The organism is Aquimarina sp. 2-A2 (genome assembly GCF_045505135.1).
Lineage (GTDB): Bacteria > Bacteroidota > Bacteroidia > Flavobacteriales > Flavobacteriaceae > Aquimarina > Aquimarina intermedia.
In genome coordinates this window covers 873,734-897,645 of the sequence record NZ_JBJKFI010000001.1, presented here as the reverse complement: position 1 = coordinate 897,645, position 23,912 = coordinate 873,734, and the positions used below count along the sequence as shown (strand labels likewise).

Below are 23,912 nucleotides of genomic sequence, written 5' to 3'. Positions count from 1 at the left end.
AAGTGTTATCGTAATTTTTTTCTCATTGCTTCCGAAATGTTTTCGGCATAGACGCCATAAGCATCTACTAAAAGACCTTTGATGCCATCTTTAGAAGATATTGCATATAAAATACTGTTATCATCTGTACTGCTCATTCCTTCAAAGCGGTAAGTTTTATCTACTTTAAAATCTTCTGGTCGAATCTCAATTTTCAGAGAAGCACATTCCAGACATTCAGGTTTTAAGTTGAAATCATAAGGATATTCGTTTACCTGTAAATCGTTTATAGCCTCTGATAGTGTATCGTAATTTTTCATTTTCTTTTATTTATAGTTTATTGTAAAATAACTACCATCGGCTTCAGTAAATTTCTGAAAGGTCAATAGGCCTTTACGATTTAATTCTTCTTTGACATTATAATTGAGTTGCTTAATGCGAATTCCCCAGGCATAGGCCTTGATATCGATTTTGGAATTAATAGTATTATAGGTTTGTCCATTATCTAACTCACGGTTAAAAATCTTTATCACGCTTTTTGAACCGAAGAAATTCAACAAGCCAGAGTCAAAACTCATTTCTAATTCTATGTCTTTTAAGTTTTTCAGATCGTAGAGCTCTTTAAAATTTTTAGATGTGGTATTGATTTCGGTTTCCTTTGATTTTGGGTTGGAAAATGGAAATGCCATTACCATTATACTGGCTTCATCAGGTTTACAACGATAAGTCGTGGTGTATTTGTCAGTAGATTTTTTGTCCTTATCAAATAGTTCTGTAACGACCTCAATTTCATAATAACCGTTCTTATCGATGACTTTTCCAGACTTAAAAGTTTGCTTATTCAAAAAAGCACCTTCTGCATTGAAATTTTCCCTAACGACAAGTCTGTCTGAAATCTGCCCGATAAGCATTTCAGTTTGTCCAGTCATTGTGATGCTGAATAATGTGATTAGTACTATGAAAACTCGTTTTCTCATATATGGTGCATTAATTTTTTTACTTCTTTTGCCAGTATATCGCTCAAATCAATAGCATTTGAAGGGTGTGGAATGGTATTGCAGGTCACTATTTTTTCTACGCCGGAATCTAACAAATCCTGATAGGCACTACCTGAAAAAACTGCGTGAATACCCACACAAATAGGTGGTCTCATTCCTGCTTTTTTCAAATGCACCACGGTTTCAATCATCGTTCGAGCGGTCGAGATAATATCATCTACCAAAATAGGTGTGGCGTTTTTATATTTTTCCACATCTGGTACAGAAACCTCCACATCACGGTCGCCGTGACGCACTTTTTGCAGTACCGTAAATGGTGCTCCCGCTTTTTTAGCAACTTCGGAAACCCATTGTTCACTTTCTGAATCTGGACCTATAAGTACAGGGTTTTCGACGTTTTCTTTTATCCATTCTGAAATAGCATCGGCTGCGTGAATGACTTTGTTTGGAATTTGATATACTTCGCCTAAAGAGCTAATTCTATGTAAGTGTGGGTCAACCGTGGTAATACTATCGGCAAAACCTGAAATCAGTTTTCCGAAAAAACCAGAAGTAACACCTTCGCCTTCATTGAAAATCTTGTCCTGACGCATATATGCGAGATAGGGCGCTACCAAGCACGTACACATTGCCCCTAATGATTTGGCAGTATGACTTAAAAAATAAAGTGGCAACAGTTTTTCGTCTGGTTCGTGCAAGTTGCAAACCAGTACAACACATTTATCCTTCACATCAGATAAGATACGTGTGTAGGATTCTCCGTCGGGAAACTTACGTAGGGTCGCTTTCCCGATTTCCGCATCCATTTTTTTTGCCATAAGTGCTGTAAGTTCTTCGTTTCCGGGAAGGCTGAATAATATTGTTTTCATCGTGTGTGTTTTTAAGTTATGGTTAATATGTTATTGTGATAATTTTTATATTCCAGAGCATAGTTGAGTTCGCCTTTGGATTCTGCGTATATGGTATATAACAATTGGTCTTTTTCAACCTTTTCATTTAAATGGACATTCAAAAGAATCCCTGCGGATTTTGATTTAGGTGCTCCCGAAAGTTTTGCAAGTTTTGCAATTTTTCTATTATCAATTCGCTCTAAAATTCCAGAGTTTTCTGCTCTAATTTCGGTTTTATAGGGTGCTATAACAGGTTTTGAAAAGCGACCTTGCGCTTTACATATAGCAAAGAATTTTTCATACGCTTTTCCAGATTTTAGTATTTGATGTGCGGTTTCCAATCCCTTCCCTTTTACTACTTTCCCAGAAAGTTCTATTAGTTCAGCAGCTAAAAGCAATGCTCTTTCTGTTAAGTCTTTAGGTGCATCTGTCTCATTTTTCAAAACCTTTAGTATATCGATGGCTTCCAAAGTTGGACCAATCCCTCTTCCTACAGGTTGCGTACCATCAGTAATGACCACTTTCACATTCAATCCGACAGAATTGCCTACCGTTTCCATATGGTTCTTGAGTTTTTCAGCCATTTCTGAACTTCTAACTTTTGCAGTTTCTCCCACGGGAATATCTATAACAACGTGAGTGGAACCTGCCGCAGATTTTTTTGAAAGGACCGAGGCTATTAGCTGCCCTTCACTATCAATATCCAAGGCTTTCTCAATCTTAATCAGAACATCATCGGCAGGGCTTAATTGCGCTGTACCACCCCAAACAAAACAACCTCCTTCTTTTTCTACCACAGCAGTTATTTCTTCGGAAGAGAGCGTAACATTGGTCAGAACTTCCATAGTATCTGCTGTACCTGCGGGCGAAGTAATGGCTCGCGAGGACGTTTTTGGCATTGTAAGTCCATAAGCAGCTACAATGGCCACTACCAAGGGTGTGGTTCTATTGCCTGGTAATCCGCCTATGCAATGTTTATCGACAACGATTTCTTTATTCCAATTCAATTGCTTTCCCGAGGCAATCATAGCTTTCGTTAGGTCGGATATTTCATCAATATCCATTCGGTCTCCTGCACAGGCAGTAATGAATGCTGAAAGGTGTATATTGGAATAGTCGCCTTCAACGATGTCGGTTATGATTTGGTTGTAGGCGTTATAATCCAGTTTTTGATTATAGATTTTTGCCCTGACGTGGCTTAACGACTCTATAGGTTCTAAATGGGAAACGTACAAGGTGTCATTGTCGGAAACATTCAACTTTTTTGCAGCTGCGTCTGAAAGCCCGATTTCGTTGGGCAGCAGTATATCAGAATTCAAAACATTGAGACTTGCAACGATTGAGGTACTTGCATTGGATATCCTAATTCGTGTTAATGCTTCAAAACCTTCTGAAATACACACGTGGCAGTCTTCACGCATATATACTACATTTTCGTTTTGGGTGTAGATTCCAAGATGTTTGTATTTTAATATATTTGAATGTTGTTCCATAGTTTATTTTATTTCTTCAATGCTATATAATTGTGGGATTTCAGCATCCCAATTATAGGTTTCCTTGATACCTTTTTGTAATGCTTCTGCACTTTCTTTTTCACCGTGCACTATGAAAATCCGCTCTGGTTTATTATTTATTTTACGCATCCAATCCATAAGTTCAGCGTGATCTGCGTGTGCCGAAAGTCCTTCAATTTCCGCAACTTCCATATGAAATGGCACCCATTTTCCGTACACTTTTAATTCCTTATCGCCTTCCAATAGCTTTCTTCCACGAGTGCCTTCAGCTTGATAACCCACAAAAAGCAAAGTGTTATTTGGATTTTGTGCTTGTGTTTCGAGATAGTTGAGCATTCTGCCACCCGTAAGCATTCCACTTCCTGCAATCACTATTTTTGGTTTGTTGTCGGTCCGTAATTCCATTGTTTCACGATAACTGCTTACGACCGTGAAATGTGAGCACATTTCATCACATTCATTGTCCTCTAATCTGTGCCAATCCCTTGTACGGTGGAAGAGTTCGAGTACATTCGCTCCCATTGGACTGTCCATTATCATTTGTACTTTCGGTATTTTGTTCTCTTTTAATAATCTCCAAAAAATGAGCATCATCAATTGGGCACGTTCTACCGAAAAGCTTGGAATAAACAGGCTACCACCTCTATTGATGGTATCGTTGACCAATTTTTCAATCTGTGGCAGTGCTTCTACTTCATCTGGATGAAATCTTCCACCGTAGGTTGACTCAATGAATAAGATATCCGCTTTATTGGGTCTTAGAGGTGGGTATAAGAGTAAATCATTGGTTCTTCCAATATCTCCCGAAAAGACAAAACGTTTTCCGTGTATATCCAACTCGATGTAAGTGGCACCGAGAATATGACCATTGTATTGAAATCTGGCCTTTATATTTTTCATCAATGGCATCCATTGAGCAGGTGGTACTCCCTTGAAATTTGGAAGGGTTTTTTCAACATCGTTTAAATCGTAAAGCGGTTCTGCCGGGCTATGTTTGGAATAGCCTTCGTTGTTGGCGCGTTCGGCTTCCTGCTCTTGGATTTTTGCACTATCGTTCAAAATGATTTTTGCAATGTCCAAGGTGGGATTTGTGCCGTAAATCGGGCCTTTAAACCCTTGTTTTACCAATCGAGGTAAATACCCTGTGTGGTCCATATGGCCGTGGGTAAGCAAAACCATATCAATTTCTGAAACTTCAACGGGTGGATATTCCCAGTTTTTAAGGCGCAATTCCTTCAGCCCTTGAAAAAGTCCGCAGTCTATCAATATCTTTCTCTCTCCCGTATCCACTAAATATTTTGAACCTGTTACTGTACCAGCAGCTCCCAAAAAATGGATATTTATTTTATCGTTTTTCATCGTATTCTTATGTATTAGTGCCCACCACAACAGGAAGGTGTGCTTCCTTTATCTTCGGTCGATTTGTATAACGCTATCACTTCATTATATAGATTTCGTGAATCCTCTTTGATATAAAGTGCTACCTTTTTTATAGATTTAGTTTCAAAGTCTACCATATCCAATAGTATTTCCAAAGCCTCTTCAAGCAGTTTTGGGTCGTCTTCCAATGCTTCGTAAAAAGGTTCAAAATCTATGTTGTTCTGTTTTTTTAATTCTTCAGTTTTCATAAAGTTAAATTTAAAGTTTTATTTTTTAATGGTTTTTACACAGTTCTTCGGAATCTTCCAAAATCTTTTTGTGTCTTGTTTTATCTATCCCGATTTCATTTAATAAAGTAGGTGTTTCGTGGATCTCTTTGCAAAGCACAATGCCTTTATCCAATAATTTTGTTTTTTCGGCATTGGTCATTGTTGTCAATGCTGTTAAGGGATGAAATCCAGACTTGTCTATTCTGTCTTTTAAACCGTTCCCCATTGGATAATCCCAGCTTGTCAATAATAATCCTACACATTTACCATATTGTATTGCATCGGTTGTAAATCGTGTATTGGTATACACACCGCCTTTATGTAGTTTGGCCTCGTGTCCTTTTTGATGTTCCCATTTCCTTTCCACATCCAAAAACCGTGAATGGATGTACAAGGGAATCTTGACATTACAAAACCGTCCTTGGTCACTATGGTATTTGCACTCAATCATATAATGGTTATTGTCTTTTAGGGCTATCACATCTACTTCGTGCTGCACACAATTACCTTGTACAATCACACCAACTTGTGTTGAAAAACCTTCCTGTTCCATTATTTTTCCTACTAATTTTTCAAAAGGAAAACCTGAAGGTCCCAATTCCATTAGTGCTTTTTTGAGTTTGTATTTTGATGCACTTACCCTCGATTTTCCCTTAAGCATTTTAAATGCCATTTGGTAGATTTTCTTGGTGGTAATCCCATCATATATAACAGATTGAATCTGTCCTGCTATTTGTTGAATTACATCCTCACTCGCTTGAGCTCGTCGCAATGAATTTTTGAGTTTGTCAACATCAAAAGGAACAATGTCTCCCGAATGCTTTATTATGTTTATTGAGTTGTCCATTTCTTAAATATGTATTGTCATTACTGGTAATGCGGAATGATTGGTTACACCTTCGGCGATACTTTTAGAAAAGAGACTTAAAAAGCCGGTAGTACCATGTGTACACATGGTAATGAGGTCTGCAGGGTTATTTTTTAAATAGGTAGTTATTCCAGTTTCAACATATAGTTCATTGTACACATTCATGGTGTAGTTTTGAACTTCTGGGAATTTCTCTATAAAACGTTTCATAGGTTGTAAGCCCAAAGCAATACTATTTGTGTCGGTTTTAGTATTGATACGTAACAAGTGTATTTTTGCATCGCATTTTGCGGCAATGGAAACAACCTGTTTAAAGGCGTTGCTAAGGTCTTCTTCAAAATCAGATACAAAAACAATATTTTTAAAAGGGAAATTAAGTGCTTGGTCTTTTACCACGATAACAGGTGCATTAGCTTTTCGGACGATTTTTTCAACATTACTGCCTGTAATTTCCCTAATGACACCTTTAGTGCCACTGCTTCCGGTAATGATAAAATCGTGGTGAAAATGGCCTGAATGTTCCAGAATATCTCCCTGTCCGGCATCATATTGAAGAAATGTACGGCATATCAAGCCTTCGTGTTCTGCCATTCTTTCCAGTTCACGTAATTTGGCTTTAGCAATACCAATTTGCTTCACGGTTTCGGGATAGCGTTTTTCTTTGAGTTTATCTAGTTTCACCCACTCTACAGGCGTGTTCATTAGATGCAAAAAGTGAATTTCAGAATTGTATAACTTTGCCATTTTAATCCCGAGTTGTGCAGCTTTGGTACAGTTTTCAGAGAAATCGGTGGGTACAAGTATGTTTTTCATAAATTTTTAATTTTTAGGTTATCCATTATTGTGCAGTATAACCACCATCAATGACCAACTCAGAACCGGTCATAAATTTTGATTCGTCCGAAGCTAAGTAAACGACACCGTAACCTATGTCATCAGGCTCTCCCAAGTGTCCAACCGGATGTAGACTTTCTAACTGCTTTTTGCCCTCTTCCACATTGCCTTGGGCTTTTAGGAAATTTTCTACCATTGGGGTCCATATATATGCTGGATGAATGGAATTAACGCGTATTTTGTAACCCTGCTTCGCACAATGTAGTGCTGCCGATTTGGTAAATATGGTTACACCTCCCTTACTTGCATTATAGGCGGGTAGATTAGGGTCTCCAATAAGTCCTTCGATTGAAGAAAAGTTAATAATGGAACCACCTTCTCCAGTTTCCTTCATTCCCTTTATGCCATATTGGGTGCCTAAAAAAGTACCGTGAAGGTTTACGTCTATAAGATTTTTCCAGTCATCTAAAGTTACATCTTCAACCGTTCCACCTATTCCTATTCCGGCAGAATTAGCTACTATATGAAGCTTTCCATATGTTTTGATCGTAGTCTCAATAACCATTTTCCATTCTTCTTCTTTAGAGACATCTTGTTTAATGAAAATTGCCTCACCGCCATCATTGTTAATGTCTTGAACTACTTTAGTTCCGTTTTCATCATCTACATCAGTTATCACAATTTTAGCACCTTCACGAGCCAATAAGATTGCACTTGATTTTCCTAGGCCAGAAGCACCTCCCGTGACAATGGCTACTTTATTTTTTACTCTATCCATAATTTTAAGATTTAAGTGTTATTACTAATTTTTGTTTCTTAATCAAGAAACTTCGTTTCCTGAAACTTTGCCATTTTCAAAACAGTCTAGATTATAAATCGTGGTTTCAGCAATATTGGTCAAAGCTGTTTCGGTTAAAAAAGCTTGATGGCTGGTTATAAAAACATTGTTGAAGGTCATTAATCGGGCAATCACATCGTCTTGCAAAATGTCATCGGAATGGTCTTCAAAGAACAAACCTTCTTCTTCCTCATACACATCCATCCCGAAATATCCAATCTTTCTTGATTTCAGACCTTCAATAACTGCCCTGGTATCTACCAAGCCACCTCTGCTGGTATTGATGAGCATTACCCCAGGTTTCATAAGTGCTATGTGTTCTTTGTCAATTAAATGTTTGGTTGTAGTCGTTAATGGTACGTGCAGGCTTATAATATCAGATTGCTTGCAGATGGTTTCACAATTGGTATAGTTTACACCATAATTATCAATTAAATCATTGTTCTCAACAACATCTTGAACAAGAATGTTACATCCTAGTCCGTGAAGTATTTTTATAAGTACAGCACCTATTTTTCCGGTACCAATAACCCCGACTGTTTTACCATTCAAGTCAAATCCTGTAAGCCCATTTAAAGAAAAGTTTTGTTCACGAACTCTATTATGTGCTTTAATCAATTTTCTATTTAAAGCCAATATTAGTGCAAGAGTATGTTCAGCTATGGCATAAGGGGAATATGCTGGCACACGAGCTACTTTTATACCTAGTTCAGCCGCTTTTGTCAAATCCACGTTATTGAATCCCGCAGATCGTAAAGCGATGTTTTTAATACCAAAAGCTTTCAATTTTTCAAGAACGATTGCTGAAGCGTCATCACCCGTAAATAGACTTACAGTTTTAGAGCCAGTAGCCAGAATAGCAGTTTCTTCTGTTAAACGACTTTCTAACAGTTTTAATTGGTGTTTACCGTTATTCGCTTTTACCAGATATGGTTCTTCAAATTTATGGGTGCTAAATATGGTTGTTTTCATTCTTCTTTTTTTAAATTCTATAACTGTATTAATATATAGGCTATACCAACGACAACGACACTTCCAAAAATGAGCATTACCAGTTTCCCCGCTTTTTTTGAACCTTTGAAATAAGTAATGCCTAGTTTCACAATCATATTACTAATAGTTGCTGTTATAATGACATTGGTGGCAAGAGCGAGTTTGTCTTCCAGAGACCCAAATTTTGCCATACTAATAGTTATCGCATCGGTATCTGCCAATCCTGCAATTAAAGCTGAAAAATATAGACCACTTTCTCCGAAAAATTGATTTCCATAAAAAACTGCAAATAAAATTGCCACATAAATAGCACCAAACCCAAGTGCATTTAGAATATTAAGAGGATTACCAAGGTTGATAGCTGTCTTTGAGACTTCAGTATTCTTTCTAATAAATAAGATAGCACTTATCAAACAGATCAATGTTAGAATGGTAAAGGGAATGGCCAAATAAGAAAGTATGCCATTATTAAAGATATATGCTAATATTGCCAGTCTTGGAAACATGATGGCAGAAGCAATAACTATTCCTGCAGCATATTCTTTAGAAAGTTCAGGTGACTCCTTGCTTCGCGTAGCATATATCCAAGCTACGGCAGTACTTGAAATCAAGCCACCCAAAATTGCAGTTAGCAGAATACCTCGTTTAGAACCTACGTATTTTACAAGAAAGTAGCCGATGAAATTCAGAAAAGAGACAATCACTACTATTGCTCCAATCTCAAAAGGGTTGAGCAAACCTTCTGGGCCATAATCTTGATTTGGTAAGAAAGGTAAAATAAGAAGTGCAATTATTGAAAACTTGATAAAGGCAAAAAGTTCTTCTGAAGTGATATTTTTAATGAAGGTATTGAAGGTTGTTTTCAATGATAATAAAGTAACTATAACTACCGCGGTAGCAACGGCTTCCTTGTGCAAATGATTCGCTACCATAACCCCCAAAATCAACGTAGCGAATAAAGCCATATTGGTGGTAATACCAGTCATAATATGCTTTTGCACGATGGAAAGATGGCTTAAGGCCAAAAACAAAAGAAAGGCAGCTGTAATTATAATGACCAACCAAGGTGTGTAGGCTGTGGAAAGGTTTCCCAAGATAAAGCCAATAATTGCTACAATTGGGAAGGTTCTTATGCCAGCAAAACCTTGTTCCTCTTTCAGTTTATCGTATTCACGTTCCAATCCCAGAATAAGACCAATTCCCATACTAATGAGTAGTCCGAGGATAAATGGGTTGATATTTTTAAACGCTTCTGTCATTATTGTAACCTAAATTGTTTATTGGATTTTTACAGAAAAACCTTATGGTCAAAGGGAGGGCTGCACTATTTTCCACTTACTGTTTCATTTTTATGTTTTGAATTTTAATTCCTTGTTTTTATTGCACCCAATTCATTCCAGATTTTAATATTGGGTGGCATTATGGTCTGTTTTATCCCCAAAGGATATTTTTCAACAATAAGGCGGGCCATCAAATAACAGATACTGGACTCGGCCCCTTGATTAATGTTCACGTTTTCACTTTCAAGGCCATCATAGCACCCGCCATTTACCGGATTGTACATAATTTGCTGAAGGTGGTTGTTGCCTAAAAACCAACTGAACGCCGTATGCAGTTGCTGGGCATATTTCTTTTTCTGGGTAACCTTGTAGAACAGGTCCAGGGAAAGGATGGTATAAGCAACTTCAATGGGTTGTTCGCCGTAGAAAACACGTTTGTTCCTTTTATGGAACCAGCCATCATTGGAAACTACCGTTATCTGCCCTTTCATAAAATACTGAGACAGCAAAAAGTCGAACGTAATTTCGGCAACTTCCCTATACCTTTGATCCTTGGTAATTCGCCAAGCATATAATAAGGCATCGGGCAAGACGCTGTTTGCATAGGTAAGGTAGTCTTCAAACCATTCCCATTGGTTGTCGGCACTTATATGGAAAATGCGCAAGAGCTCATCGGCCAGTTTTTGTGCTATGGCAGTACAGGTTGTTTCTGTTCTGTTTTTTTGATAAAAGTAAAGGCCTTTTAGCACAAAGCCCAAGGCTCTTGGCGATCTAAAATTGGTTATGTTTGGGAAGGCTTTTTTAAAGCAGCTTTCGGCTTTTATCACTAAATGTTCGGGAAGCTGTGATGCCTCCGACAATAGATACCCCAGTGCCCATATAGCCCTGCCATTAGAGTCTTCAAGGTTAACTTCATTGTTTTGGCTCGTAAAATGTTGACTGTAATCTACATAGTTGTAGAACTCCCCATTTTCCTGCTGGCAAACGGCCATGAAGTTCAAATAAATTTCTATTAGCTGAAGAGTTTTTTCCGAAGCTTTCTGTTCATAATACATTAGCATGGTTATCAAGGCCCTTGCGTTATCGTCAAGCGTATAGCCAAAGGATGGGTCTGGTTCATCAAAACTTGAAAACTGAAGGATGCCAAAGTTGGTGGTCATATTTTCAATATGCTCTGTTTTAATGGTGGGCAGCACAAATTCCAGTGGTTTTTGATTTTTTAAATATTCCTGAAAGACATCAGCATAAGCTAGCGCGACATTTTCCCAACTAAAGGCGCGCATTTGGGTAAACGCATTTTTACCCATTGAGGTTCTTAAAGTGGGTTGTTTCAATAAGTCAACAATGGCGTTACTTATTTCCGAAGCATCTTCAAAACCGTTCAACAGTATACCGGTACTGGGATCCAGGCATTCCCTAGAGTGGGGAATTGGGGTTGATATCACGGGATTGCCACAACTCATTGCATACGCAAAGGTGCCGCTTACCGCTTGGTTGGGATCTTTTGAAGAAAATATATAAATATCAGAAAGCGTCAAGTATTCTAGTAATGTTTTGAGTTCCAAATACTCATTAATAAAGATAACATTTTCATTGAGGCTCAACTGATTTACGAGTTCCATAAGTGATTTTCTATAAGTCTCACCGTCATTTTTTACTACCTCCGGATGGGTTTTACCTAATACAAGATAGATGGTGTCTGGGAAATTGTTGAGTACTTTGGGCAGAGCGCGAAGCGTCGTTTCTATTCCTTTATTTTTACTGAGCAGGCCAACGGTGGAGAGCACCATCTTGTTTTGAAATCCATACTTCTCTTTAAGGGCTTGCTGCTCTTTCCACAGTACAATATGTGTCCCGTGTGGTATAACCTTTATTTTGTTTTTTTCTATGGAATAATCTTTTTCCAGTATCTCGGCGGACCTATTGGTGAGTACAATAAACTTTTCGCTCAGCTCATCCAGTGCCTGCATTACTTTCAATCGCTTTAAGTCTGGGTTGGGTAATACGGTATGGAACACACAGGAGATAGGGATGTTAAGACGGAGCAGGAATGCTACCAAATGGCTTCCGTATTCCCCTCCAAAAAGTCCAAACTCGTGTTGTACACAAACCATCCCAATATCTTCCCTTTCATTCAACTTATCGGCAACTTTAAAAAAGGAATTCAGTTTTTGTGCCTCTATTATATATGAGACTTCCGTGGGATATTCATCAATGTCGCAACAATCGTTTTCCAGAGCGCATACCTCTATATCCATTGAAGCACCAAAACTGTTTTTAAGGGATGTTATAAGGTCTTTTGAAAATGTCGCTATGCCACATTGCCGGGGTGGATAGGAACAGATAAATAATATTTTCAGCTTTTTCATGGTTTCATTGTCTTTTTTAGTTCATCCAATAATTGTTTTAGGCTGAGTTTAGCCACAGCAATATGTTTATCTGCCGCCCCATAATAAATATGGAGGTTATCTCCAAATAGCGCAGTTCCCGTAGGGAATACTACATGGTTTACCACCCCTTTTAGTTCCCATTCCTCAGAAGGTGAGAATAATGGATACGCCAGCCTCCCAATTACTTTTTTTGGCTCGTTTATATCTAATAGTGCAGCGGCTGCATGATAGGTTTTTCCGATGTTGGTTTCACAAACGCCATGGTAAATTATGAGCCAGCCATCTTCTGTTTCAATGGGTGGGCATCCTGCTCCCAGATAATTAACTTCAAAATCGTACAATGGATCCATAAGGATATGATCGGTAAGGTTCTTTATGTGGTCTTCCCAAAATTCCTTGGTAAGGTCTTCCCACCGTTCAAACTGGACTATTTGTATTCCAGGCCATATACGATGAAGCATTACGAATTTCCCGTTGATTTTTTTAGGAAAGAGTACGATGTCCTTATCCCTCAATAACCTATGTTTTTCCTCTACCATACCTATTTGGGCAAAAAGGTTGTAGTAATGGAAATATTTTGGATTTAGTTTGCCCTGATTGCAATGTTCCAAATGAAATTTATACTCCTTGTAATTCAAGGGTGGCGTAATAATACCTTTTTTCTCAAAATTTATCATGTCTTTAGAGGTAGCCAAGGCACCCATGGCATTTACGCCATCATAAGCTGTATATGTTAAATAAAAAGCATCTTCAATTTTAACGATACGTGCATCTTCCACGCCGTGATTTTCATAGTCGAAATTACGCCCTATCAAGGGGCTTGTTTTCCTCTCTATAATATCTAAATGTTCATTGGTTTTGGCATATCCAATGGTAGAGTAGTTGCCATCTTCCACCGCACGGTAAAAGATATGCACTTCTTTACCTTCTTGAAATATTCCGGGATTTAACACGCCGTTGTTTTCAAAAGGATTTTTAGTGGGACTAAGCAATATTCCTTTTTTCTCTATTGTTATCCAGGTATTGATTTGATGTATATGTTCCATATTGCTATATTTAATTTGGGTCTTTCCTGTTGTATTTATCCTTTAGCCTTACAATATCATTTTCATCAAAATTCCCAAAAGCTATTTCAAGTATGCTCACGGAGGCATTGGCTGTTTTTATTTGATGTACGGTCTCCTTTGGGATAAAAAATTCATCCCCTTTTTGGCCCACAGTTGTTTTGTCGCCGATGACGAAATTCCCTGTTCCATCAAGCACTCTCCAGAATTCTTCTCTGTTGTGGTGATACTGAAGGCTTAGCTCTTCGTTTGGATTGACCGTAAGTATTTTTACGGTACTTATCTCATTATGGGTAAAGCGTTCAAAGTTTCCCCATGGTCTTTCTTCTTTATAGGTTTTCATTTTCCAAATAGTTCTAAAAGTTCATATAATTCAGTATTTACCTGATGTTGTTTGACCACCTCTTTAAAAGGGGTTAGCTGCAATTGATTATTTAAGATTCCAACCATTGCGTTCTTTATACCTTGTGAAAGTGCGTTTACACTTGCCACCCCGAGTCTAATTCCCAACATTCTATCTAAAGCTGAAGGATTTCCACCTCGCTGCACGTGGCCGAGTTTTGTAATTCGTAAATCGACATCGGGATTGACTTCCTTTATTTTTGAGGAAACAAGTTCAGCACCTATTTCATCACCTTCAGAAACCACGACAAGGAAGGCATCTTCGCTATCGTAGTTTTTAACCTTGTCTAATAGATAAATAAAGTCTTTTGCGCTTTCGGGAATTAATATAGCATCGGCACCTACCATTAATCCCGAATGAATAGCTATATAGCCTGAATCCCTTCCCATTACTTCTACAATAAATACGCGGTTATGTGATTCGGCGGTGTCCTTTATTTTATCAATATTTTCAATAGCCGTGTTTACTGCGGAATCAAAACCGAGGGTGTAATCAGTACCGGAAATATCGTTGTCGATAGTTCCCGGAATACCTATAAATGGGATGTCGCATATTTCTGAAAAGGCCAATAGACCTTTAAAAGTACCATCACCACCAATAGCAATTAAAGCATCTATGTTGTTTACTTTTAGAGTTTGTAATGCTTTTTTACGACCCTCCAGTTCCAGAAATCGTTTGCTCCGTGCTGTTTTTAGGACAGTGCCACCTTGGTGTACTGACTTTTGTAATTTGTGCGATTTTAATGGAATTAAATCACCATCTATTAATCCCTCATATCCTTTTCTAAAACCGCTTACTTTAATCTCATTAACTTCAGCACATTTTGTGATTGCATACAATGCAGCATTCATCCCAGGACTGTCGCCTCCGGATGTAAATACGCCTATATGTTTAATTTTATTCGTGTTCATTTGATATTTTTTTTTGTAATCTTATTTCTGAAATAGTAAAATCTTGAATTACCTTCCAAACAAATTCTGCCTCTTTCAGAAAGAATTGATGGTCTCCTTCCGATGAAGTAATAAAGTGTACGTTTTTAAATTCCCTTGATAATTTTAAGGCATTTTCTAAAGGTGCCGTAGTGTCTTTTTCCCCGTGAATAAAAAGGATACCTTTATCCTTAATTTTCCTTGCTATCGCAAATAAATCTGTTTTCAAGATGACTTCTGTGAGCGAATAATAATAACTCATCCAATGATGCTTTTTTGCATCTTCATAAACTTCATCCGTTAGGTTATCAGGCTTGAATGCACGTGACATAAATATGGGATGAATCATACAGATGTATTTTGAGAATTTGCTTGTTGAAATCCTATCTACAAAGGAATGTGTGGACATTACTTTCTTAAATTCATCTGCATCCTTATAAACAGGTATACCGATAAAAATTCCTGCCTTGAACCAATGAGCATATTTCTCTAAAAGGGCTAATGAAATTATAGCTCCCATTGAATGTCCCGCGATAGTTGTTTTTCCATCGTTGAACCCTTCTTTTTTTAAAATCAATTCTAACGCTTGCAGTTGCACCGATAAGGAATAATCACTTTTTGGTTTTGGCGAATCACCAAAGCCGAGAAGGTCTATCAAAAGCAATGAATGTGTTTTTGTTATGCTTTCTAATTCACGTTTCCAATAATTCAACGAGCCTGTTAAACCGTGCAGCAAAACGAGTTTGTTTTTTCCAGAACCTATTATTTCATAATTCAAGAGCGTTTCGTTGGCATCATAAGCTGGTTGCGTACCAATCTTGTAATGCTGATAGCCTGCAATAGCTACTACAGGTAAAATGAACACTATGAATATGAGTAATAAGGTCATTGTTTTAAAGTTGGTGTATTAATCGTTTTCTCAGTAACCAAAATTGGTATTTTACCATAGAGCCTATTGAATACCATACAGGCAGTCAAATCACCAGTTACGTTTACAGCAGTCCTGAACATTCCCAAAAGTCTTTCTACCCCAATTATAATGATGATGCCTTCGGCCGGTATGCCAACACTTCCCAAAACAGAAGCGAGTATAACAACGCCACCTCCTGGTATGGCAGGCGTGCCAATGGAAGCAGCGACAATAGTTACAATGACCACTACAATATTGAGCAAGCTCATTTCCAGACCGTAAGCTTGAGCTATAAAAAGTGTTGTAATAGTCTGATAAAGTGCCGTTCCGTCCATATTGACGGTTGCACCAATAGGAATTATAAAATTGCTAATAGTTTTGTCCACTTTCAATTCCTCTTCGGCGGTTTTTAATGATAAGGGCATTACTGCCGCAGAACTTGTGGTGGAAAAAGCCAATAATTGAACATCCCTTATTTTTTTAAGAAAGTGCAATGGGTTTGTCTTTCCGAGAAGTACGATGAGTCCCAAGTAGAAAATTACCAATAACAGAAGGCCCAGAAGCACCACTCCAACATAGTATGTTAGACCAGATAAGGAACTTAAACCAACACTAGAGGTAAGCTGCGCCATAAGACCAAAAACGGCGATAGGCACTAGAAGCATTGACCATTTTACCACCGTCATACAGACTTCCTGAATGGCACTTAAAAGAAGCTTTACTGGGCGCAGTAAAGAATCCTCAAGCGATAGCACAGCTACACCAATAATGATTGTGAAAATCACGATACTTAACATTTCACCACTAACCATAGATGCCAAAGGGTTTTCTGGAAGCAAGTTTGATATGGCATCTGGGATGGTTTCAAGACCAAAGGAAAGCTCTGGACTCTCCGTTGGGACAGCTGTAATTTCGTTATGTTCATCTAGAGCCTGCTGATGTAAAAAACGCCCAGGTCTAAAAAGTTGAGAAAGTATAACACCCAAACTTACCGAAACTATGGTCGTACCTAGAAAATATAAGAGAACGCCACCACCTAATTTTTTTAGACTGTCCTTATCATTACTTGCGATTCCGGTAATAATGGAAGCCACAATCAAAGGAATCATAATCATCTGCACCAACTTTAGAAATAAAACACCAGGCAATGCCAGCCAATTTCCTGCGATATCAGCTGTTTCTTTAGTAATCCACCCATTTTGAGGACTTAAAAGCAAACCGAACCCAACCCCTAGAAACAAGGCGATGATAACCTTTAGCCATAGACGACTTTCTACCAATTTTGAGAGGTAGTGATTAAATGATTTAAGTGATTTTATCTCTGTGTCGAACATTCTTTTTATTGTTATGCTATGCTAATTTTAGAATTCAAATAAATTTTCTGAACGGATTGTAGAACCTTCACTCCTTCGCCGAAGGGCTTTTGAAATGCCTTTCTTCCCAGAATCAACCCAGAACCACCAGCTCTTTTATTGATTACAGCTGTAGTTATTGCTTCCACTAAATCTGATTCCCCTTTAGAACCACCACCGGAATTAATCAACCCTATTTTTCCCATATAGCAATTTGCTACTTGTAATCTGCATAAATCAATAGGGTGTTCTGTAGCGAGCGTTTCATACATTTCATCATCATATTTACCGAAATTGATATTCTTAAAACCAAAATTGTTGGTTGGAAGTTTTTGCTTAATAATATCTGCCTGAATGGTAACACCCAAATGATTTGCCTGCCCGGTTACATCGGCAGCGGCGTGATAATCGTCTTTTTCGGTTTTAAAAGATTCGTTTCGAGTATAGCACCACAAGATGGTTGCCATCCCCAAATTACGTGCTTCTTCAAAAGCCTCTGCTATTTCTTTAAGCTGTCTGTTACTTTCCGCTGAACCAAAATAGATGGTAGCGCCAACGGCAACAGCTCCCATATCCCAAGCCGCTTTAACCTTGCCAAAGAGAGTTTGGTCATATTTATTGGGATAGGTAAGCAGTTCATTGTGGTTAATCTTAACGATAAAGGGAATTTTATGGGCATATTTACGAGCATTCAATCCCAAAACACCAAAGGTGGAAGCTACTCCATTGCAACCTGCTTCCAACGCCAATTTTATGATATTCTCTGGGTCAAAATAGTCTGGGTTTTTATAGAATGAAAAAGCGGCACTATGCTCAATGCCTTGGTCAACAGGCAGGATGCTTAAATATCCAGTTCCTGACAGATTTCCGTGACCGTATAACTGTGAAAGACTTCGCAAAACCTGCGGATTTCTGTTACTTTGAGCAAAAACCTTATCTAGGCTTGTTCTACTTGGGGTTTGCAGTTCATCCTTGGTTATTTTTTCACAGACGTGTTCTAAGTAGAAGTCTGCTTTTTCCCCCAATAGTTCGGTAATATTTATGTCTGTTTTCATTTTATTAATGATTAATAAATTCCTAAACTTTCATTTGTTTTGGCGATGGATTTTGCTCCGTCTGTTTCAATTCCAGTTAATGCTCTAATGGCATCAATTGTTTCAGGGATAACAATAGCTTGGTTATCGACCACGTAGGCATAAAAGAGTTCATCACCTTGTACCTTTAACATATCTTCCCAAAGAGCAACCTCATACATATCGCCCCAAGGTCTTCCCATATCCAAAAACATTTCCTTAATGGTGTTGTTGGACACCAACCCTTGGTCATATCGAATCAATTTAATACGGCTTGACGTTTTAAATGCATTTAGCACTTCTTTTTTAGAGGCTTGTTTTTTTAACTTCACGTTCCAGTAGTGCATATGGCTTAAGGTTTGGGGTACCTTTACTGCGGCAGTGATGACATCCAAATCTGGGTCAACGCTTTTGGCATCCGGACCTTGGTGACTTGGGATGTCTTTTTCCGGCACCATAGTATTCATAATACCACCTAAATGGCTTTCCCAAGGGTCAGTAGCTCTTCTTAAAAGTGTCCCCCTGGCGTAATCCAATAAGTCAGCTCTTTTTAATGCGGTTAACGTTCTTAGTATAGAGGTTGTATTGCAAGAGACTACTCTGGTCGCATCCTTATTTAACGCCGATTCATAATTATTTTCCGCACTAAAGGAATGCCCTGTGGTTTCGTGTTTTTCGCCACCGTGTAAAATAAATTTGATGTTTTGTTCTTTATAAATTGCGACATTTTGAGCCGCAATCTTTTTAGGGGTACAATCCACGACGAGGTCTGATTTCTTTAGAAGATCCTGCATATTTCCTTTTACTGAAATACCTTCAGATTTCATTTTGTCTTCTGTTTCTTGAGTTGCTGCGTAGATATCGTACTCTTTTCTTACGGCGTTTTGAATGCGCCAATCGCTTATGATATCACAGACTCCGGAAAGCTCCATATCGTCTTGTAGATTAATGGCCTCGGCCACCCTTTTTCCAATGACTCCGTATCCTATAACTGCAATGTTTTTCATATTTTTTTTATTTTTAGTTTTTCAGTGTTTTTAAAAAGTATAATCGAACCTATTGTACCAGCGATTAAAGAGGCAAATAGGATGCTAACCTTTGCGGTATAAATAAATTCTTCATTTGTAAATGCTAATTCATTGATGAATAATGACATTGTAAACCCGATTCCTCCTAAAAAGGCTATTCCGTATATTTGATTCCAATTAACCCTATCTGGTAGTTTGGCAAGTTTAAAAGCAACAAGTATTCTCGTAAAGGAAACAATGCCCACAAATTTTCCAAGCACCAAGCCTGCTCCTATTCCTAGGCTAACGGGGTTGAGTAATACTCTACCTACCTCTCCGTGTAGATGAATACCTGCATTTGCAAGTGCAAAAAGTGGTAGTACCATAAAATTTACGATAGGGCTTAGCGATTTTTCTAACTTTTGGAGAGGAGTTTCGGCTTCTGAACTTGTTTTTTTGATTTCTTCCAATACTTCAAGTTGTTCGTTGGAAATAAGTGTTCCTTTTACAGGCTTTATTTTTATAAAACGTGCGTGTAGATTGCTCAAACGCTTCAGAAAAGTATCTTCTTTAATCTTTACTCTTCCCGGAATCGCAATAGCTGTAAGGATTCCGGCTATGGTAGGGTGAATGCCTGAAAAGAAGAAAGCCAGCCACACGCCCCCTATTCCTATAATGGCATAAAACCACGTTTTCCTAATGCCTGCATAATTGCCTATGATTAAAAGAGCAAAGAAGAGTAAGCCGTGAAATAAATCCATAGTAGAAATACCGGAGGTGTAAAACAGTGCAATTACCAATACACCGCCTAAATCATCCACAACGGCAAGTGTTACCAAAAATACTCGCAGAGCTATAGGCAAGCCTTTTCCAAAAAGTGCTAATACACCAAGTGAAAAAGCGATGTCTGTCGCCATAGGAATTCCCCAACCTTGAGAAGCTTCACCAGCGGTATTAAAGAGAAAATATAATAAGGCAGGAAAAACCATACCTCCTATGGCAGCACCGATAGGAAGTATGGCATTTTGAGGAGTCGATAGTTTCCCGCCCAATATTTCACGTTTTAGTTCCAAGCCAACCTGAAGGAAGAAAAATGCCATTAAGCCATCATTAATCCAAAGCAGAAGGGGTTCAGTAATTTCAAAACCACCTATTGTAAAGGAGATGTCCATTCTCATTAAGCTACGATATATTTCTTGCCAGGGTGAATTGGCCCATACCATTGCTACGATAACCGTAATGAGAAGCACAATACCTGTGTTATTCAGGCCTTTTGAAGTGGCGCTGAATACACTCTGTATTCCGCTATATGTTTTCTTCTTCAACATTACTAATTCACGTTTTTGACTTCCTCTTTATTTTCCTTTTTTGGCGTTGTTTGTGAATTTTTCGGTTTAAAATTTCTAATAATCAGGCGGTTGCTCTTTTCGTAAGTGAAATAGCTTACCGCCCAATTAAAACCAACCATCAATCTATTTCTAAATCCGCTTATGGATAATAAGTGCACAACTGACCATAGTAACCAAGCGAAATAACCTGCAAATTTGAAGTTGCCCAAATCTGCTACTGCCTTGCGTTTTCCTACGGTGGCCAAAGAGCCTTTGTCTTTATATTCAAAAGGTTTAGGTGCCTCGTTCGTAATGATTTTTAATAGTGAGTTGCCCAACCATTTGCCTTGCTGAATCGCTGTTTGCGCAACCTGTGGATGTCCTTTTGGCGTTTCTTCTGTTATTATAGCCGCTATATCACCTATGGCAAAAATGTTTTTGTAACCTTCTACCATTAAATATGAGTCTGTTTTTAAGCGGTTGCCCTTTACCACGTGTTTATTATCAATACCTTTTGGGAACTGTCCTTTAACACCCGCCGTCCAGATTAAGTTTTTGGCTAAAATGGTTTTCCCACTTTTGGTTGTTACTATTGAGCCATCGTAATCGCTTACCGATTCATTGAATAGTACCCTTACATCCAAGTCTTTCAAATATTTCAGGGTTTTTGAAGATGCCTTGTCTGACATTGTGTTCAGCAACTCATCAAGGGCTTCTATCAAATAAATATTCATTATGGAAGAAGGATATTCCGGGTAATCTTTCGGTAGGATGTATTTACAAAATTCTGCCAAGGCCCCTGCCATTTCTACGCCAGCGGGTCCACCACCTACGATGACGAAATTGGTCAGCGCATCCTGTTCTTTATCATCACAAGTGATTGCAGCTTGTTCCAAATTTTGCAGCATCATATGGCGAATATTTAGGGAATCGCGAATGTCTTTCATCCCAAGGCTATGGGACTCGACATTGTCCATACCAAAAAAATTGGTAGTTGTTCCCGTTGCCAGCACGAGATAGTCGTAGTGAACGCTTCCCTTATTGGTTATAATGGTGTTTGTAGAAGGTTGGATTTCTTCCACTTCAGCCAAACGAAACAGTACATTTTTATATCCATTGATTTGTTTTCTGAATGGAAATACAATACTGTCAGGCTCCAAAGCACTCGTTGCCACCTGATAAAATAATGGCTGAAACTGGTGGAAGTTGTTTTTGTCGAACAATACCACCTGTACCTCTTTGTGTTTGAGTTTTTCAACCAATGCCAAACCTGCAAACCCGCCACCTATAATAACCACACGGGGTAAATTAGTATCTGGAAGACAGATTTCATCCGTTACTTTACAAGCCGTTTCATTTTTATGGTTTTTTGTGTGGTTAGCCGTCATATTCACAGTATTGATTTTTTGTTTGAAAGCACAAGGTTCACTTATGCTTTATTAGCTATCTTTTTCTTTAGCGATTAGGACCGAGCATTTGGCGTGGGTTGCTAAGTATTGAGAAACTGAGCCCAATAAAAAGCGTGAAAATGCGCCCTGTCCTTGTGAACCCACTACAATTAAATCAGCCTCAAAAGATTCTGCCTTTTCCAAAATTTCTTTTTTGGGCAGACCGCTAACAACACTGGTTGTAATTGTTATAGTGCTATTACTTTTCTTTAATTCTTCAGCTGCAGCGGAAACAATCCTTTTTCCTGATTTTTCGGCATTGGCAACAAACTCGTGAAAATAGTTGTCAAGAGTACCTGCGGTTGCCATTAGCTCTGGGGTTGCCATTGCGGGATGCTCATAAACGTTTATGATGCAGACTTCACTACCATTTGGTAAAGGCATTTTTGTAAGTTCCTTAATAGCTACTTTGCTAAAATCAGAGCTATCTATCGCTAATATTATTTTCATAATCTATGTGGTTTTATTAATTATAGGCTTTATTTAAGTGTATAAGCTTTCTCCAATACAGGTGTTCGTATAACCCAGACCAGTACATCCCAAATGTGAAGGCAAAAAGCAATTCTTCAATAGGGATTCCTAGGATTAGAATATGAGTCAGGTTGTCAAGATTCCAGTATAGCTCCACGTATTGGGGATAGAACGGAAGGATGCTTCCAAAGTATATGAAATACAGTATGGTAAACAAGATGCCCCCAACCCATACCTTTCTTTTTAAATCTGGGCGACAGTACAGTGTCGCCAATCCACCGATGAACAAAGCGATGATGCCACAATAAATATGATTTATCGAGGTGAAAAGTGCCAGAATGATGAAGACGAATACTGGTATAAAAAGTATGTAAATATGCAACCGATGCTTGCTATGCTTTCGTTCACTATAAGATATTTCGGCAAATCCTCTTTTAAAAATAAGGTTATAGAGCACCGTGCCAATTCCACCTATAGCAAATGAGAAAATCAAACTTTCAATATCAAAACCAGTTTTTTCAGCTAAATTGAATAATGATGGCGGCAGCCAATAGTCAGGTACAAACAAGGGTTCTGTAAGACCAAAAGGCATTGTAATCAGGCTCATTTTGAGCATTTCTTTTCTCGAATCTTTTTTGAAGAGATAGAATACTGCCCAAAGTGCCAAAATAATTAGTGACCATATAAACCAGACGTATTGCATAGATGCTTACTGTTTTTTAATTTGTGCGTTATAAAAAGCAGCAATACAGGCGCCAATAAGCCACCCAAGTATAAAGGTTTGTACTATACCCAAACCTGCTTCCCATAGGGGAACATTCATCCTTATAATGCTTGTGGTGTCCAAACCGTGCAGCAGGCTGTTAAAAAAGTCGATTGTGGCTTCCCTACCTGCGGTTGACATCACAATCATACAGCCCAAATAGATTAACGCACCGGTAAGACCGAAAGCGAAACCAAGTTTTTTTACGTTTAATCGATACATAATTTTATGATTTAAGGTTAGTTATCTGACTTTAAAATCTTTTTAGATTCTTCAAATTCTTCCTTGGATATTTCACCTTTTGCAAAGCGTTGTTTTAGAATATCCAGAGGGTTTTCTTGCTTGTTTTTTTGATATGGGATATCTGTTGGAATGAAAAATATCCAAGCCAAGAAAATAATCCATATTATCCACCATATTAGGTGCATTCCTCCAAAGTGTCCGTCGTATAAATGCATAGTTGTAAATTTTTAATTGTTAGTTTATCTCTGTAATTGTATATCCGTTGAGTTTGCTCAGTTGTTCTTGTATTTCTGAAACAGCAAGCATCTCGTTCATAGTGATAATTGCAGCCCCTTTTGGTGCCAGAAAAATCTCTGCTTTTTCGATGTTGGGGTGTTCCTCCAGAGTCTTCTTTACTCTTGCTACACATCCGCCACAACTGATTCCGTTGATTTGAAATTTTTGTTTCATTGTGTTTGATTTTTAATGATGTTGATGTTCATTTCGTTTTTCTGCTGAATCACCATCAAGGTTTTTTTTATTATGGTCTTGACCATTATTACTTCTATTAGTATGATTGTGCCCTCTGTGGCCGTGAGATCCGTGGGGCATAAATAGGTGAATGGCGAACATAAATAGTATAAAGATGAAAAGGGACGAGCCTCCACCTATGCCAAAAGAAGGGGCTAAAAAAATGAACAGAAGCGGT

26 protein-coding genes are annotated in these 23,912 nt (G+C 38.2%); all 26 read right to left on the bottom strand.

The window, feature by feature from the left end; all coding sequences use genetic code 11:
• Positions 1 to 5: 5 nt before the first annotated feature.
• The 26 genes from ACJRPK_RS04055 to ACJRPK_RS03930 all read right to left on the bottom strand — a co-directional run bounded on the left by ACJRPK_RS04055 (position 6) and on the right by ACJRPK_RS03930 (position 23,674).
• Positions 6 to 299 (bottom strand): phosphoribosylpyrophosphate synthetase, encoded by a 294-nt coding sequence (locus ACJRPK_RS04055; RefSeq protein WP_210707531.1) that lies wholly within the window; start codon positions 297 to 299, stop codon positions 6 to 8.
• Between the two features lie 6 nt (positions 300 to 305).
• A complete protein-coding gene (locus ACJRPK_RS04050) occupies positions 306 to 956 on the bottom strand; it encodes a hypothetical protein (RefSeq protein WP_407138539.1) in 651 nt (216 codons plus the stop codon).
• Positions 953 to 1,846, bottom strand: a complete 894-nt coding sequence (locus ACJRPK_RS04045) for a ribose-phosphate pyrophosphokinase (RefSeq protein WP_407138538.1) — start codon at positions 1,844 to 1,846, stop codon at positions 953 to 955. Before ACJRPK_RS04045 ends, ACJRPK_RS04050 begins: the two co-directional genes overlap by 4 nt.
• An 11-nt stretch (positions 1,847 to 1,857) precedes the next feature.
• Positions 1,858 to 3,360 carry a thymidine phosphorylase family protein gene (locus ACJRPK_RS04040; protein WP_407138537.1) on the bottom strand — a complete coding sequence of 501 codons (1,503 nt, stop codon included), beginning with the start codon at positions 3,358 to 3,360 and terminating at the stop codon, positions 1,858 to 1,860.
• Positions 3,361 to 3,363: 3 nt separating this feature from the next.
• Positions 3,364 to 4,740: an MBL fold metallo-hydrolase RNA specificity domain-containing protein gene (locus ACJRPK_RS04035; RefSeq protein ID WP_407138820.1), complete on the bottom strand. Its 1,377-nt coding sequence runs from the start codon at positions 4,738 to 4,740 to the stop codon at positions 3,364 to 3,366.
• Positions 4,741 to 4,754: 14 nt separating this feature from the next.
• Complete coding sequence (locus tag ACJRPK_RS04030; protein ID WP_407138536.1) at positions 4,755 to 5,009, bottom strand: hypothetical protein; 255 nt, start codon at positions 5,007 to 5,009, stop codon at positions 4,755 to 4,757.
• Positions 5,010 to 5,034: 25 nt separating this feature from the next.
• Positions 5,035 to 5,877, bottom strand: a complete 843-nt coding sequence (locus ACJRPK_RS04025; RefSeq protein ID WP_407138535.1) for an ATP cone domain-containing protein — start codon at positions 5,875 to 5,877, stop codon at positions 5,035 to 5,037.
• Between the two features lie 3 nt (positions 5,878 to 5,880).
• Positions 5,881 to 6,711 (bottom strand): universal stress protein, encoded by an 831-nt coding sequence (locus ACJRPK_RS04020; RefSeq protein ID WP_407138534.1) that lies wholly within the window; start codon positions 6,709 to 6,711, stop codon positions 5,881 to 5,883.
• Between the two features lie 25 nt (positions 6,712 to 6,736).
• Positions 6,737 to 7,510 carry an SDR family oxidoreductase gene (locus ACJRPK_RS04015; RefSeq protein WP_087524293.1) on the bottom strand — a complete coding sequence of 258 codons (774 nt, stop codon included), beginning with the start codon at positions 7,508 to 7,510 and terminating at the stop codon, positions 6,737 to 6,739.
• Positions 7,511 to 7,552: 42 nt separating this feature from the next.
• Positions 7,553 to 8,542 carry a 2-hydroxyacid dehydrogenase gene (locus ACJRPK_RS04010; protein ID WP_407138533.1) on the bottom strand — a complete coding sequence of 330 codons (990 nt, stop codon included), beginning with the start codon at positions 8,540 to 8,542 and terminating at the stop codon, positions 7,553 to 7,555.
• Positions 8,543 to 8,559: 17 nt separating this feature from the next.
• Positions 8,560 to 9,822: an MgtC/SapB family protein gene (locus ACJRPK_RS04005; RefSeq protein WP_407138532.1), complete on the bottom strand. Its 1,263-nt coding sequence runs from the start codon at positions 9,820 to 9,822 to the stop codon at positions 8,560 to 8,562.
• A 104-nt stretch (positions 9,823 to 9,926) separates the two neighbouring features.
• Positions 9,927 to 12,212, bottom strand: a complete 2,286-nt coding sequence (locus ACJRPK_RS04000) for a glycosyltransferase (protein ID WP_407138531.1) — start codon at positions 12,210 to 12,212, stop codon at positions 9,927 to 9,929.
• On the bottom strand, positions 12,209 to 13,279 hold the full coding sequence (locus tag ACJRPK_RS03995) for a pesticidal protein Cry7Aa (protein ID WP_407138530.1): 1,071 nt from the start codon (positions 13,277 to 13,279) through the stop codon (positions 12,209 to 12,211). Before ACJRPK_RS03995 ends, ACJRPK_RS04000 begins: the two co-directional genes overlap by 4 nt.
• Positions 13,280 to 13,289: 10 nt before the next feature.
• The gene (locus ACJRPK_RS03990; protein WP_087524298.1) at positions 13,290 to 13,640 is read right to left on the bottom strand and encodes a phosphomannose isomerase type II C-terminal cupin domain; all 351 of its coding nucleotides are present in this window, start codon (positions 13,638 to 13,640) and stop codon (positions 13,290 to 13,292) included.
• A complete protein-coding gene (locus ACJRPK_RS03985; protein ID WP_407138529.1) occupies positions 13,637 to 14,611 on the bottom strand; it encodes an ATP-dependent 6-phosphofructokinase in 975 nt (324 codons plus the stop codon). The genes ACJRPK_RS03990 and ACJRPK_RS03985 overlap by 4 nt, the downstream gene beginning before the upstream one ends.
• Positions 14,598 to 15,518, bottom strand: a complete 921-nt coding sequence (locus ACJRPK_RS03980; protein ID WP_407138528.1) for an alpha/beta fold hydrolase — start codon at positions 15,516 to 15,518, stop codon at positions 14,598 to 14,600. Before ACJRPK_RS03980 ends, ACJRPK_RS03985 begins: the two co-directional genes overlap by 14 nt.
• Entirely contained in the window at positions 15,515 to 16,873 is a 1,359-nt protein-coding gene (locus ACJRPK_RS03975) for a dicarboxylate/amino acid:cation symporter (RefSeq protein ID WP_099647559.1), read from the bottom strand. The genes ACJRPK_RS03980 and ACJRPK_RS03975 overlap by 4 nt, the downstream gene beginning before the upstream one ends.
• Positions 16,874 to 16,884: 11 nt before the next feature.
• Positions 16,885 to 17,946 (bottom strand): class I fructose-bisphosphate aldolase, encoded by a 1,062-nt coding sequence (locus ACJRPK_RS03970; RefSeq protein WP_099647558.1) that lies wholly within the window; start codon positions 17,944 to 17,946, stop codon positions 16,885 to 16,887.
• Between the two features lie 11 nt (positions 17,947 to 17,957).
• On the bottom strand, positions 17,958 to 18,971 hold the full coding sequence (locus ACJRPK_RS03965) for a type II glyceraldehyde-3-phosphate dehydrogenase (protein ID WP_407138527.1): 1,014 nt from the start codon (positions 18,969 to 18,971) through the stop codon (positions 17,958 to 17,960).
• Entirely contained in the window at positions 18,968 to 20,299 is a 1,332-nt protein-coding gene (gene nhaA, locus ACJRPK_RS03960) for a Na+/H+ antiporter NhaA (RefSeq protein WP_407138526.1), read from the bottom strand. Before nhaA ends, ACJRPK_RS03965 begins: the two co-directional genes overlap by 4 nt.
• A 2-nt stretch (positions 20,300 to 20,301) precedes the next feature.
• On the bottom strand, positions 20,302 to 21,687 hold the full coding sequence (locus ACJRPK_RS03955; protein ID WP_407138525.1) for an NAD(P)/FAD-dependent oxidoreductase: 1,386 nt from the start codon (positions 21,685 to 21,687) through the stop codon (positions 20,302 to 20,304).
• Positions 21,688 to 21,738: 51 nt separating this feature from the next.
• A complete protein-coding gene (locus tag ACJRPK_RS03950) occupies positions 21,739 to 22,197 on the bottom strand; it encodes a universal stress protein (protein WP_099647556.1) in 459 nt (152 codons plus the stop codon).
• A 16-nt stretch (positions 22,198 to 22,213) separates the two neighbouring features.
• Positions 22,214 to 22,921, bottom strand: a complete 708-nt coding sequence (locus ACJRPK_RS03945; RefSeq protein ID WP_407138524.1) for a lycopene cyclase domain-containing protein — start codon at positions 22,919 to 22,921, stop codon at positions 22,214 to 22,216.
• Positions 22,922 to 22,927: 6 nt separating this feature from the next.
• The gene (locus ACJRPK_RS03940) at positions 22,928 to 23,203 is read right to left on the bottom strand and encodes a DUF5676 family membrane protein (protein ID WP_407138523.1); all 276 of its coding nucleotides are present in this window, start codon (positions 23,201 to 23,203) and stop codon (positions 22,928 to 22,930) included.
• Between the two features lie 17 nt (positions 23,204 to 23,220).
• Positions 23,221 to 23,439 (bottom strand): SHOCT domain-containing protein, encoded by a 219-nt coding sequence (locus ACJRPK_RS03935; RefSeq protein ID WP_407138522.1) that lies wholly within the window; start codon positions 23,437 to 23,439, stop codon positions 23,221 to 23,223.
• Positions 23,440 to 23,458: 19 nt separating this feature from the next.
• Positions 23,459 to 23,674 carry a heavy-metal-associated domain-containing protein gene (locus tag ACJRPK_RS03930; protein WP_099647553.1) on the bottom strand — a complete coding sequence of 72 codons (216 nt, stop codon included), beginning with the start codon at positions 23,672 to 23,674 and terminating at the stop codon, positions 23,459 to 23,461.
• Between the last annotated feature and the right edge of the window lie 238 nt (positions 23,675 to 23,912).